Raw genomic sequence first — 13,091 nt, forward strand, 5'->3', positions numbered from 1 at the left:
TAGTCAATTCATAAAAATCACTGAGTAAAAATAAGAATGACTTTACCTGTTCTGGAATCTAGTATTTATCAGCTACGTTTGGAGCCACTGAGCTGGGAACATTTTGCAGACTTAGAAAATGCATGTGCCGAAGGGGACTTGGGGGAAGTGTTATATAATTCGTTACCTTACCTACATAAACTTAAACACTACTTTACCCAAGCTTTTGAACAGCAGTCCAAAGGTGAAAGAATGGCTTTTGCTGTGATTGATCTGAATTCGGGTCGCGCTATTGGTACTACCAGTTATCATGATATCAAGCCGGAAATTCCACGTGTTGAAATTGGCTTTACCTGGTATGCCAAACCTTATCAACGAACCTATGTAAACCGGGTCTGTAAATATCTTTTGCTGCAGCATGCATTTGAAGAGCTGAATGCTCAAGTGGTAGGCTTTCGGACTGATCATCTGAATCTTAAAAGTCAAAAAGCTATTGAAGCTCTGGGTGCCAAACAGGATGGCATCATTAGATGTCATATGCTGCGTAAAGATGGCATGACACTCAGAGATAGTTATATCTATAGTATTTTAAAAAGCGAATGGGTTGATGTAAAAGCGTTACTGCAATCCAAGCTGATGCAATATTCCAATAAGAACTATTTTGAAATCTAGCTATTGAATAGATTGAGCTTTGCTTTATTGATCTTTCCATAAGACAATACCGGGGTTATTGTGAACTAGGATTGAACCATGCAGCTGAAGCCACTACGACCACAGATCTGGACTTTCGGTCATTTGAAACTGGATTTGTCTCAGCCGCATGTGATGGGAATTTTAAATGTGACTCCGGATTCCTTTAGCGATGGGGGGCTGCACAATCAGAAAGATCAGGCAGTAGTAAAAGCCCTGGAAATGATTGCTGATGGTGCCACCGTAATTGATGTGGGTGGTGAATCTACACGTCCAGGTGCATCAGTCGTGGAAGTTGAAGAAGAAATCCGTCGTGTTGTGCCTGTAGTTGAAGAACTGGCCAAGCATGATGTGATCATCTCGATTGATACTTCACAGCCAGAAGTGATTAAAGCAGCCGTGAAAGCGGGTGCACATATCTGGAATGATGTACGCGCGCTCACTCGTCCACAAGCGTTAGAGACGGCAGCAGAACTGAATATTCCGGTGATCATCATGCATATGCGTGGTGAGCCGACTACGATGAATAATCTGGATCAGTATGATGATGTGACTCAGGATGTGATTCGGGAACTGTCACAACGGGTTCAAGATGCTCTAGATGTGGGTGTTAAAGCTGAACATATCATGATTGATCCTGGTTTTGGATTTGCAAAAAATGCCCAGCAAAATTTAAAGCTGTTGCAAGAGTTTTATAAATTGACAGAAATGGGCTATCCGATTTTGTCTGCTTTATCCCGCAAACGTTTTATTGGTGCTGCACTAGATGGTGCAGAACCACAAGCACGTGCAGTAGGCTCGGCTGCGGCACATTTGCTGAGCATTCAGCAAGGTGCCTGTATGGTTCGTGCACATGATGTCAAGGTAACAGCAGACGCCATCAAAATCTGGAAAGCTATGCAAAATGCCTAAATCTGGGCTGAAAGACATATAGGAGCACAAGCTGTTTGGCTTTTAAACAGCAATGTGCTATACAGGCACGCTTAAGTTAGATTGTCATCTTTTAGAGTGCCTGTAATGTTTGCAGATTTACTTCTCCCCATGTTCGATGATGAATATTATCCCGATATTCTGGTTGCAGAAATCAAGCAACACATCGAACGTTTTGCTTCAAAAGTATCTAAATCCGGTTTATCAGATCAGGATGTATATCAGCTGGCCCATGAGACTGTGGCAGACATCAATGCCATGAAGCCACAGTTTGAAGATCTGGATTCGTCTCTGGATGATACTGCCGCAGACTATATTGCCGAGGCCATGATGATGGTCGTGCAAGAGCAGGGTCTGTTTGATATTGAAATGGAAGAACTGGTCGTTAATCGCGAATGGTAAAAAAAGCCCTGTTAAACAGGGCTTTTTTTTAATAATCTGAAAATACGTCTTTTAAATTTTTATAATGAATTTCATCCAGTAATTTCTGCTCTTCCAGCATGCAGCTATGATGCAAATCCAGATAATACTGTTTTAAATCTTTTTGATAAGGCACCGGTTCCGGCTCTTTGCTTTGCGATTGCTGATAAGACCAGTAAGCCAGCTGACGGATTTTCTGCAAACGTACCAATAGGGTGCTGCGAGTCGAAACTCTAAAGCAGGGCTCAACTAAAACCGGTACGAGGCTACTGAAAGCAAGCAGGGCCAAACAAGGCAAGGTAATAAATGCTGAGTGAAAATACTGATAATTTATAAATGACAGAATCGCAATCAGGGTTTGCATATACAGGCAGAGTTGCAAACGCTTGGCATAGCGAACAGAACTGTATTTCGCCTGAAACTGGGCGCGCCAGATATAAGGATAGAGCATGCCGATCATTACAATAGTACCTGCACTAAGCGCCTGATATTTTGAAGTCACAAAGTCAGGGTAAAACGGCAGCGAAAAGCACAGGCAACAAAATCCTGTGATCATGATCAGAATACCAATACGTAAATACAGATAGAGATCAGTGGTCTGGTTCAAATATTTATAACGGCCATAGCTGAGGCTGCAAAAGAATGCATCAGGATGGCGTAATTGCAATCTGGCTAGATCAAAAGAACGGGATGCAGACATGGGAAGGGCACATTCTATTGGTGATAATCACGCATAAAAAAAACCAGCTGAATGCTGGAGATTTTCATTGCACCATTCTAATCAGAATTAAAATGGTGCCCGAGGCCAGACTCGAACTGGCACGCTTTGTGGGCGGGGGATTTTAAATCCCCTGTGTCTACCGATTTCACCACTCGGGCATGTGCGCAATAATAGAGGACGAAATAAAGCTTGGCAAGTAAATTTCAATACGTTTGCTTTATTTTCAAGCAATTCAGTAGTTTAAATTAAAAAATTAAATCCATAATGCTAGATGATAAGCGTGAGAAGTCATGTAATTTTCTATTTCAGGCCGTGATTCATAAAACATTTACAGGTGCTCGTCCAGATAAGTATCGATATCGATGTATTTAATCTTCTTGCACTGCTCATGTTCCAGTTTAAACAAGCGGGTATGTAAATCCGCATAGTGCTGAAGCTGATTTTTCAATTCTTCATTTGGGGAGGTCGGCTTGGAATGAAAAAATAATTTCAGACGTAGTTTCCAGGTTTGTTGATAAGCCCAGAAACAGATGCGACGTAACTGCTGCAGTTGATATTGTTCAGTGCTATTGGTAGCAGGGCGGAACATATTTTCTTTATAGAACCGTACAAAACCAAAACTGATCCCGAAAAAGAATAGAATCCACATGGTCATACTGCTTTGTAGAAAAACCAGATTCAGCGCTTCCAGCACAATGACTACAGTGAGTTTAATCGGTGTATGTCTTAAAAACTGATAGAGGGAATGAGAAGAGTGCCGGATCTGCTTGATCACTAGTGGAACCACCAGCATCAGAAATAACAGAATAGTCAGAATTGCATAAGCTTGCGCCTGAAAGTCTGGGGCAGTTGATAGCTTAGAGGAATAAACATCTTTGAGAACCAGGCTAATCGGTACAAAGATCATGGCAGCCAGCACCCAGGGAATCAGTTCCTTGAGATCACTTAAAATACCCTTGGTCTTGATCTGGCCATAAAACAGATAATTTCTTTTGAAGGCAGCGGGATAAAGCAGTTTAAGTTGCTGCAATAAAAGATCAATCTGTTTGGTTTGCATGATAAAAAGTAAATAAGAAACTTGCCGCCTACTATAGCCAATTTACGCCAGAATGATAGAGATGATCCGGATTTTGCAATTATTAGAGTTGAAGCTAAAGATTTTAATTTTTTAGTGAGGATTTATGCGAAAATAGTCCATTGCATATTTATTTTTTAGGGACAGTTTATGACTGATCAATCTCCTGCGACGCTAAGCGACATCGAAATTTTAGACATCCTTCAAACCATGAAGAATGATGAGCTAGATACGGAAGCAAAAGAAGTTATTCGTCAGGGTGGTAAAGCGGGTCGTCAGGAAGCGCATAAACAGGCGCTGGTTGTATTGAATCAGTCATTTGAAGAAAAATTTGTTGAAGCAGTTTCTCTGGCCCTGAATCTGAATGAAGCCCAAATCAAAAAAATCCGCTATAAGAAAGACCGTATCCGTATTTTAAAAGCACGTGGTATTGATTACCTTGCAATTGATGGTGCGGAAACTGCCTTTGTACTGGCACAGATTGCACAGGCGATTCTACGTGAAGATGCGGTCGTCACTCATGACTTACATAATATTTTCCCATTCTGGAAAGAAGGCTGGCCAATGGTGCAATTTGATAATACCTACAAAATTTTGCAGGAAGATATCCAGATCCATTATCAGGCAGTCCTTGAAGCACTTTTATCAAAAATCTAAATTGAATTGAATGTAAAGAAGCACCTTCGGGTGCTTTTTTAATGAGAATAAAATAGGGAAAGCAGCCAACGCACAGGAAAGATAAACAGCCGCCACCAGGTGATGAGTGGATAATAAAAATATTCGCCTATTCTTAAAGTCGAATCAAATCCTTGCCGACGCCGCTCATAAGGATAGGGAGTCAGCCAGATTGAAAGTAAAATGAGCACAATTGCTAGGATCAGAAATATAGGCTGTTGATCTTGCATAAAGAAGAAATAGAATAAATATAAGGCCGAATAAAAACTCAGACAGGCGAGTAACGCAGCAATATTCATAAAAGTCTCATTATTATTGTTTTTGGAGTTTTAAAAAAATTGAAGAAGAACCAGATTATTCTGATTCTTCTGTCGGTGGCTTTTTCACTTCCAGCATACGTGTAACCAGTAACTGGTCAATCTTGAAATGATCAACATCGACAACTTCAAACTTGTAACCCGCATGTAGCACAATATCTGCAGGACGTGGAATCTTGCGCAGCTTGAACATCATAAAACCAGCTAGGGTTTCATAGTTCTCTTCATCTGGCATTTCATCAATTTCCAGCGCATGTTTGATGTCTTCAATGGGCGTACTGCCATCAATCAACCATGAATTGCTGTCACGCTTAATGATCTGCTGGTCTTCTTCCAGGGGAGTAACCCAGTCGCCCATCACGGTAATCATAATGTCGGAAAGGGTAATCACACCTACGACCAAGGCATATTCATTAATAACGACGGCGAACTTTTCCTTGGTTGAACGGAAGCGATCCAGTAATTCAGATAGAGTCAGTGTATCTGGAATGGTTAGAACCGTACGGATGGTATTTTCATTTAACTGAAGTAAAGACTGATTATTCAGAATACGAACCAGAATATCTTTGGAGTCGACATATCCAATCACATCGTCGATATTTTCATTACAGACCAAAAACTTGGAATAAGGAAATTCAGCCAGTTTTTGACGAATACTGGCTTCTGATTCTTTCAAGGTAAAGAACACCACATTTTCGCGAGTCGTCATACTGGAAGGAACATTACGTTCTTCAAGCTCAAACACGTTCTCAATAAAGTGATGTTCCTGTTTCTGTAACACACCTGCCTGAGCACCCGCATCCATTACCGCAGAAATATCCGCAAAGGTAATATTATCATCTCGGATGGTATTCACTTTAAATAAGCGGAACAACAGGTTCGCAATGGCATTGATGAACCAGGCCAGTGGTTTACAGATTTTGATAAATACCTGAATTGGATTAATCACCGAGACAGAAATTTTTTCTGGAGCGATCATGGCCAGACGTTTCGGCATCAAGTCCGCAAACAGAATAAATAATGAAGTAACTGCAGTGAAGGACAGGCTGAACGCAATCGTTTCAGTCCAGGGACCTTGATAAAATCTGGAAAGTAAATTGATGATATAAGGGCGGAAGGCGCCTTCACCTAAAATACCGCCTAAAATGGCAACGGCGTTTAAGCCGATTTGGGAAGCTGCAAAAAAGTCAGCAGAGTTTTCTTGTAAATCTAAAACTTTTTGAGCGCGAATATCTCCCGATTCAGCCAAAATTTTTAATTTGACCTTACGGGCACCTGCAAGCGCGATTTCTGTTAATGATAAAAAACCGGCCCCCGCGATGAGTAATAAGATAATCACGATGTTTTGAAAGAGGCTCACGAATCCACCTGTGGATTAATATGATCTAGCTAAAAATATTTTTAACACAAAAAAAGACTTGAGGTACAAATAAAGCAACTCAAGTCTCTAGAGTATAAGCTTAAAAATGAGCAATTTAGCTAATATTCAATTCAATAATGCGAAAATTGCGAATTATTCATTAAAAATTCACGATTTTCTTCTTCGATCATCTGACGGGCTACATATAGAATCAGCTGACGTAACCAGCGATGGGCGGGATGATGATGCAATAAAGGACACCACGCCATCTTCAATTCAAACTCAGGAATATAGAATGGTGGGTCTTTAATGAGTAAGTTCTGGTTTTTGGCTTGCAGACGTGCAATACGGGTCGGTAATGTTGCTACAAGATCGACATTGGCAGCCAGAAGACCAGGCATCTGATAATGACGGGTAAATACCGAAATCTTACGTTTTTGGCCAATACGTTCAAGAGCCTGATCAATCCAGCCGAGACCCGCCTGTTTCTCAGGGTTTACCCCAAAGCCAACGCCCATACCGGTTTTCGATACCCAGATATGCTGTGCATCCAGATAGCTTTTCAGATTCAGGTTGCCCGCAGCCGGATGCTTGTTATTTAACAGGCAAGAAAAGCTGTCACGCCAAACCAGTACCTGATGGAAGCTTTGCGGAATTTCATTAAAACGGTTAATCGCCAGATCAACTTTACCTTGTTCCATGTCACGATAGGACACATCACTTGGGGTTAAGAAGTCGAGAACCACATTCGGTGCTTCTGAACGTAATGCTTTCACCAGGCGTGGTACCAGTGTAGCTTCAGCATAATCTGAAGTCATGATGCGGAAAACACGGTTTGAAGTATAAGGGCGGAACTCGGTACGCGGTTCCAGAATCATGGAAAGATCCGCTAAGGCGTCACGGATACGAGGTTGGAGTTCTAGCGCACGTTCTGTTGGGGTCATACCTTCAGAAGAGCGAATCAGGAGAGGATCATTAAATAAATTTCGTAAGCGACGTAAAATGTTACTCATCGCAGGCTGGGTTACCCCAAGTTGTTCTGCTGCACGCGTGACATTTTTTTCACGTAAAAGTACGTCAAGATAAATGAGGAGATTAAGATCGACCCGCTCCAGATTCATAAAAAAAATACCGAAAATAAAATTATGAAATTATATGGATTATGCCATAACTACTATAGCTTGTGTACGCAACTGATGAAAAAAAGCCCAGCTGATTGTACTGAAATACCTTTTTAGAGTCTCTTTCACCGCAGATTTTGCCAGTCTGAATCCTTCTCTATTTTTAAGAGCAGAAAGGAAATCTGGCTGCCTTCGAAACGAAAGAAAAGTATTTCTAAGAAACAGAGGGAATTAGCAAATAATGTGCCAGGTTTGATAAAAAATATTTCAACAAATAAATGAAAAATAATTCTTTTGAAATAAGTATTCTAGGTTTTAAGGCTCATAAAATAAACAAAAATTGCTGAAATTAGGCGCTGCTAAAGTCTTGCAAGACTTAAGTCTAATGAATATTTTTTGCTCTTATTGCTGATGTTTTAGACAAAATCCAATTTCAAAAATTCAAAAATAAAATATAAAATACAATAACTTATAAAAAATTGATCAATATATAATTAGACTTTCATCTACATATTTTTTAAATAAATAATGATAATTCTTGCAGAATATTGGATTAATTTTTCGAAGCCCACTAATCTTTAGCTATCCCAACGGATCGTCGAAAATCTGAACAAGTCATTGAGGGTGTGATTTGAGCGGTTCGTTGCAGAAAAATCCTAATATTAATACAGGAATATATCATGACTACATACCAAACAGCGATTGATGCAATCCGCGAATTAAAAGCGAAATTCGGTAACACTTGGGCAGACATCAGTCCTGAAGATGCTGCGCGTATGCAACTTCAAAACCGTTTCAAAACTGGTTTAGACATTGCTAAATATACAGCGGCGATTATGCGTCGTGATATGGCTGCTTATGATGCAGACTCTAGCAAATACACTCAATCACTAGGCTGCTGGCACGGTTTCATCGCTCAGCAAAAAATGATTGCGAACAAAAAATACTTCGGTACAACTGAACGTCGCTATATCTACCTTTCTGGCTGGATGGTTGCTGCACTTCGTTCAGAATTCGGTCCTCTTCCTGACCAATCTATGCACGAAAAAACTTCTGTTCCTGCATTGATCGAAGAAATCTACACATTTTTACGTCAAGCTGATGCGAAAGAACTGAACGACCTGTTCCGCGCACTTAAAAAAGCTCAAGACGCTGGTGATACAGCTAAAGCTGCTGAAATCACTTCACAAATCGACAACTTCCAAACTCACGTTGTGCCAATCATTGCGGACATCGACGCTGGTTTCGGTAACGAAGAAGCGACTTACTTACTAGCTAAGAAAATGATCGAAGCGGGTGCTTGTGCACTTCAAATCGAAAACCAGGTTTCTGACGCGAAACAATGTGGTCACCAAGCTGGTAAAGTTACAGTTCCACACGAAGACTTCATCGCGAAAATCCACGCTCTTCGCTATGCATTCCTTGAAATGGGTCTTGACGACGGTATCATCGTTGCACGTACTGACTCTGAAGGCGCTGACTTGACTCAAAAAATCCCAGTGGTTAAAGAGCCAGGCGACATCGCTTCTCAATACATCAGCTACTTAGACACTCAAGAAATTGACATCTCTGAAGCACAAGAAGACGAAATCCTGATCAAACGTGATGGCAAACTTCACCGTCCTAAACGTCTTGCTTCTGGCTTGTACCAGTTCCGTGAAGGCACTCAGATCGACCGCGTTGTACTTGACTGTATCACTAGCTTACAAAACGGTGCTGACCTTCTTTGGATCGAAACTGCGACTCCAAACGTAGCTGAAATCGCTCACATGGTTAACCGTGTACGTGAAGTTGTGCCAAATGCGAAACTTGTTTACAACAACTCTCCATCATTCAACTGGACACTGAACTTCCGTCAACAAGCGTACGACCGTTGGGTTGCTGAAGGTAAAGACGTATCTGCATACGACCGCGCTAAATTGATGAGCGCTGAGTACGACGATTCTGAATTGGCTGCTGAAGCTGACGAAAAAGTACGTACATTCCAAGCAGACGCTTCTCGTGAAGCAGGCGTGTTCCACCACTTGATCACTCTGCCTACTTACCACACAGCTGCTCTTTCTACTCACGAGCTTGCTCAAGGTTACTTCGGTTCTGAAGGTATGTTGGCTTATGTTGCTGGCGTACAACGTAAAGAAATCCGCGGTGGTATCGCTTGTGTGAAACACCAAGCAATGGCTGGTTCTGACATCGGTGACGACCACAAAGAAATCTTCGCTGGTGACAACGCGCTTAAAGCGGGTGACGATGCGAAAAACACAATGAACCAATTCTCTGCTTAATCAGCTCTGAATCGATTCTAAAAAAACCCTGCGCAAGCAGGGTTTTTTTATGCCTAAAATAAAAATAATAACCTTATAAATTGTTGAAATAGCTAGATGAAAGGCAAAATCTTCATATTTTCTTCATGATTCAATTTTATACATATTTTTCTGTGATCAAGCCTTGCATTCTCTAGGCCACTGCCTGAATATCCTTAAGCTGACTCAATAATGCAACGCTTTCCATAATTCATTAAATTCAAAGTGATTCAGACTTATGCTGTCTAAGTTTTTCATTCATCGTCCTATTTTTGCAGGTGTGCTGGCCATTGTAGTCATGGCCATTGGACTTTTTGCGGTGATGAATTTACCTGTTGAACGTTATCCGGATATTGCACCGCCTCGTATTACTGTGGCAACAACCTATACCGGTGCATCTGCAGAAACAGTAGAAGAAAGCGTGACCCAGGTGCTGGAACAGCAAATTAAAGGTATCGACCGCTTGCTGTATTTCAGCTCAAGCAGTGATTCCTCAGGTCGAAGCCGGATCAGCATCAGTTTTGAAAATGGTACCGATCCAGATACAGCACAAGTACAGGTTCAAAATGCGATTAACGGGGTTCTCAATCGTTTGCCAGATGATGTCCAGCGACAGGGCGTGAATGTCTTCAAATCTCTTGGCGATACCCATATGGTCATCGGTTTGTATGATGAGTCACGGCGTAGCAGCAATATTGAACTGTCTGATTATTTGACCACGCATCTGGAACAGGATATTTCCCGAATTGATGGCATTGGGGAAGTGGATGTTTTTGGTTCACAGTTCGCAATGCGCATCTGGCTGAATCCAGCAAAATTGAAACAATATAACCTGATGCCAAGTGATGTGCGGGCAGCGATTGAATCACAAAATACTCAAGTGGCAGCCGGCGCAATTGGGGACTTGCCAACAGCCGATGATCAGTATCTGAATGCCAAAGTCACATCAGGCAGCCGTTTAAAAACAGTCGAAGAATTTGAAAATATTATTGTGAAGTCTGCCCGGGATGGTAGCTTTATCTACTTAAAAGATGTTGCACGGGTTGAATTGGGTGCGGAAAATTATCAGTCATATAGCACCACCAACGGCTATCCTTCTGCCGGTCTGGGCATTTCACTGGCCTCCGGTGCCAATGCAATTGCGACGTCGAGTCTGATCAAGGCTGAAATCGAGCGACTCTCCCAGCAGTTGCCGGAAGGCTATAAAATTGCCTATCCGCGTGACAATACACCGTTTGTTAAAGAATCGATTAAAGAAGTCGTTAAAACTTTATTCGAGGCGGTCATTCTGGTCGTCATCGTGATGTTTATCTTCCTGCAAAACTGGCGTGCCACCTTAATTCCGACTGTAACTGTGCCTGTAGTTTTACTCGGAACCATGGCAGTACTTTATGTTTTGGGACTGAGTATTAATACGCTGACTTTGTTTGCCTTAGTACTGGCCATTGGCTTGCTGGTCGATGATGCCATTGTGGTGGTAGAGAACGTTGAACGTCTGATGCATGAGCAGCAGCTTACAGCCAAAGAAGCAGCACTGGAATCCATGCAGGAAATTAGCGGAGCATTGATCGGGATTACCCTGGTTTTAACCGCGGTCTTTATTCCCATGGCATTCTTTGGTGGCTCAACCGGGGTGATCTATCGTCAGTTCTCGATTACGCTCGTGGCAGCGATGTCTCTGTCGCTGATGGTCGCACTGATTCTGACACCTGCACTTTGTGCGCTGATTCTAAAACCAAATCCAAAACCTGCCAAGTGGGCGAGTTGGTTTAACCAGAAACTGGATGGTTTGAAGCATCGTTATCTGAAAGTTTCTAATGTCACTCTACAACATAAGGCCATTAGTCTGGTGCTGTTTGCCGGATTGCTCTGCGTATTTGCTTTATTTTATCGCGCCTTACCCACCAGCTTTTTGCCGAGTGAAGACCAGGGTATTCTGAATCTGCAAATCCGGCTGCAGGAAGGCGCGCCAATGAAAAACACCATTCAGGTCGGTGAGCAGATTCGTCAGTATTTTCTGGAAGAAGAAAAGGACAATATCGACTTGGTCATGCTACGTTATGGCCGTAACTTCTCAGGTACCGGTCAGAACCTGGCGACCGGTTTTGTTGCCTTGAAGCATTGGGATGACCGTGCTGGAGAAGAAAATACCGCGCAGGCGATTCGTGAACGTGCTATGAAGCATTTTCGCAGTAACCGCGATGCTCAAGTCAATATCAGCATGCCGGCTTCAGTGAATGGTTTAGGTCAAACCGACGGCCTGGATTTCTGGATTCGTGATATTAACGGTAATGGCCGTCAGTATCTGGAAGAGCAGTTCCAGAATATGCAGGCTGGAGCAGCTCAATATAGTAGCTTTGAAAATCTGGATAAGCGTTCCAATCCGGAAAAAGCCGAACTGAAAGTCAATATTGACCAGAAACAGGCTATGGCCAATGGTCTGAGTCAATCCGCAATCAACAGTACGCTTTCAGCGGCCTGGGGGGGTAATTATATTAATGACTTTATTGATCGTGGCCGGATTAAACGGGTGATTATGCAGGGCGATGCAGAATTCCGTTCCAAACCTGAAGATCTGGCGCAATGGCATGTACGTAATGACCTGAACGAGATGGTGCCTTTCAGTAATTTCGCTCAGGTGGACTGGAGTGGTGGTCCTGAGGTGGTCAACCGTTTTATGGGCTATACCTCGCTGCAAATGCAAGCGGATATGGTCAAAGGTTCCAGTTCTGGTGAAGCGATGCAAGATGTTGAAAATCTGGTGGCAGAACAGGATGGCATTGACGTGGTCTGGAGCGGTTTATCCTTTGAGGAAAAACAATCCAGTAATCAGGCAATCTGGTTATATCTGGTGTCGATTGGTTTCATTTTCCTGTGCCTGGCCGCTTTATATGAAAGCTGGACGATTCCGACTGCGGTCATGTCCGCTATTCCTCTAGGGATTGGTGGGAATATCATTTTTAGTTTTCTGGCAGATTTTCCGAATGATATTTACTTCCAGATTGCTTTGCTGACCACGATTGGTCTGTCCTGTAAGAATGCAATTTTAATCGTAGAGTTTGCGGCATTGGCTCAGGAAAAAGGTAAATCGGTAGTTGAAGCTGCACTTGAAGGTGCTTCACTGCGCTTGCGCCCAATCCTGATGACATCTCTGGCCTTTGGTGCTGGGATTCTGCCACTGGTCTTTGCTTTTGGTGCTGGTGCAGCCAGTCGTCGTGAGATTGGAATCAGTGTTTTTGGTGGAGTGATCTTTGGAACGATACTGGTGCTAATTTTTATTCCATTTATGTACGTTTTAATTCGCCAAATGACGATGAAGAAATCACATACATAATATCAATTGAGAATATAGCATTCTAAAATCCCCGTTATAACGGTAATGCCAGTCAGTTAAGCAAATTTTAGTAAAATGTAGTAAAAATGAGTGTATGTAAATACGCTCATTTTTTTATGTCTTTATCTGAACATTTAGAATCCACTCTTGAACATTCTCTCCCATCACT

General features: G+C 42.2%; 11 protein-coding genes and 1 tRNA gene. 6 read left to right on the forward strand and 6 right to left on the reverse strand.

Annotation, left to right across the window (positions count from 1 at the left end; all coding sequences use genetic code 11):
- Window positions 1-36 precede the first annotated feature (36 nt).
- The 3 genes from FTV18_RS04100 (at window position 37) to FTV18_RS04110 (ending at window position 2,001) form a co-directional block, all read left to right on the forward strand.
- Window positions 37-651, forward strand: coding sequence for a GNAT family N-acetyltransferase (locus FTV18_RS04100; protein WP_180016908.1), 615 nt, complete (start codon window positions 37-39; stop codon window positions 649-651).
- Between the two features lie 78 nt (window positions 652-729).
- Entirely contained in the window at window positions 730-1,581 is an 852-nt protein-coding gene (folP, locus tag FTV18_RS04105; protein WP_180010608.1) for a dihydropteroate synthase, read from the forward strand.
- A gap of 105 nt (window positions 1,582-1,686) precedes the next feature.
- Window positions 1,687-2,001: a DUF5713 family protein gene (locus FTV18_RS04110; RefSeq protein ID WP_125278212.1), complete on the forward strand. Its 315-nt coding sequence runs from the start codon at window positions 1,687-1,689 to the stop codon at window positions 1,999-2,001.
- A 28-nt stretch (window positions 2,002-2,029) separates the two neighbouring features.
- On the opposite strand, the gene FTV18_RS04115 is transcribed toward FTV18_RS04110, so the two are convergent.
- From FTV18_RS04115 to FTV18_RS04125, 3 genes are all read right to left on the reverse strand, one after another.
- Complete coding sequence (locus tag FTV18_RS04115) at window positions 2,030-2,719, reverse strand: hypothetical protein (protein ID WP_005236809.1); 690 nt, start codon at window positions 2,717-2,719, stop codon at window positions 2,030-2,032.
- 93 nt (window positions 2,720-2,812) lie between these two features.
- Window positions 2,813-2,898 (reverse strand) — tRNA-Leu (locus FTV18_RS04120).
- Between the two features lie 170 nt (window positions 2,899-3,068).
- Entirely contained in the window at window positions 3,069-3,797 is a 729-nt protein-coding gene (locus FTV18_RS04125; RefSeq protein ID WP_159123479.1) for a hypothetical protein, read from the reverse strand.
- 168 nt (window positions 3,798-3,965) lie between these two features.
- On the opposite strand from FTV18_RS04125, the gene FTV18_RS04130 reads away from it, so the two are divergent.
- Window positions 3,966-4,472: a hypothetical protein gene (locus FTV18_RS04130; RefSeq protein WP_180010610.1), complete on the forward strand. Its 507-nt coding sequence runs from the start codon at window positions 3,966-3,968 to the stop codon at window positions 4,470-4,472.
- 38 nt (window positions 4,473-4,510) lie between these two features.
- Here FTV18_RS04130 and FTV18_RS04135 read toward each other — a convergent pair whose 3' ends face one another.
- The 3 genes from FTV18_RS04135 to FTV18_RS04145 form a co-directional block, all read right to left on the reverse strand.
- Window positions 4,511-4,789, reverse strand: a complete 279-nt coding sequence (locus FTV18_RS04135) for a hypothetical protein (RefSeq protein WP_159123481.1) — start codon at window positions 4,787-4,789, stop codon at window positions 4,511-4,513.
- Window positions 4,790-4,844: 55 nt separating this feature from the next.
- Entirely contained in the window at window positions 4,845-6,167 is a 1,323-nt protein-coding gene (locus FTV18_RS04140; RefSeq protein ID WP_004784777.1) for a hemolysin family protein, read from the reverse strand.
- A 131-nt stretch (window positions 6,168-6,298) separates the two neighbouring features.
- On the reverse strand, window positions 6,299-7,288 hold the full coding sequence (locus FTV18_RS04145; RefSeq protein ID WP_004784775.1) for a LysR family transcriptional regulator: 990 nt from the start codon (window positions 7,286-7,288) through the stop codon (window positions 6,299-6,301).
- Window positions 7,289-7,968: 680 nt separating this feature from the next.
- Here FTV18_RS04145 and FTV18_RS04150 point away from each other — a divergent pair.
- Together FTV18_RS04150 and FTV18_RS04155 are read left to right on the forward strand one after the other, a co-directional pair.
- Window positions 7,969-9,570 carry an isocitrate lyase gene (locus FTV18_RS04150; RefSeq protein ID WP_159123482.1) on the forward strand — a complete coding sequence of 534 codons (1,602 nt, stop codon included), beginning with the start codon at window positions 7,969-7,971 and terminating at the stop codon, window positions 9,568-9,570.
- A gap of 256 nt (window positions 9,571-9,826) precedes the next feature.
- Window positions 9,827-12,922 (forward strand): multidrug efflux RND transporter permease subunit, encoded by a 3,096-nt coding sequence (locus FTV18_RS04155; protein ID WP_166137801.1) that lies wholly within the window; start codon window positions 9,827-9,829, stop codon window positions 12,920-12,922.
- The last annotated feature ends 169 nt before the right edge of the window (window positions 12,923-13,091 follow it).

The sequence above is a fragment of the Acinetobacter sp. YH12241 genome, assembly GCF_013417535.1.
GTDB lineage: Bacteria > Pseudomonadota > Gammaproteobacteria > Pseudomonadales > Moraxellaceae > Acinetobacter.

Coding starts and splice junctions, on each gene's coding strand:
- FTV18_RS04100 (WP_180016908.1), top strand. CDS start 37: ATGACTTTACCTGTTCTGGAATCTAGTATTTATCAGCTACGTTTGGAG.
- folP (WP_180010608.1), top strand. CDS start 730: ATGCAGCTGAAGCCACTACGACCACAGATCTGGACTTTCGGTCATTTG.
- FTV18_RS04110 (WP_125278212.1), top strand. CDS start 1,687: ATGTTTGCAGATTTACTTCTCCCCATGTTCGATGATGAATATTATCCC.
- FTV18_RS04115 (WP_005236809.1), bottom strand. CDS start 2,719: ATGTCTGCATCCCGTTCTTTTGATCTAGCCAGATTGCAATTACGCCAT.
- FTV18_RS04125 (WP_159123479.1), bottom strand. CDS start 3,797: ATGCAAACCAAACAGATTGATCTTTTATTGCAGCAACTTAAACTGCTT.
- FTV18_RS04130 (WP_180010610.1), top strand. CDS start 3,966: ATGACTGATCAATCTCCTGCGACGCTAAGCGACATCGAAATTTTAGAC.
- FTV18_RS04135 (WP_159123481.1), bottom strand. CDS start 4,789: ATGAATATTGCTGCGTTACTCGCCTGTCTGAGTTTTTATTCGGCCTTA.
- FTV18_RS04145 (WP_004784775.1), bottom strand. CDS start 7,288: ATGAATCTGGAGCGGGTCGATCTTAATCTCCTCATTTATCTTGACGTA.
- FTV18_RS04150 (WP_159123482.1), top strand. CDS start 7,969: ATGACTACATACCAAACAGCGATTGATGCAATCCGCGAATTAAAAGCG.
- FTV18_RS04155 (WP_166137801.1), top strand. CDS start 9,827: ATGCTGTCTAAGTTTTTCATTCATCGTCCTATTTTTGCAGGTGTGCTG.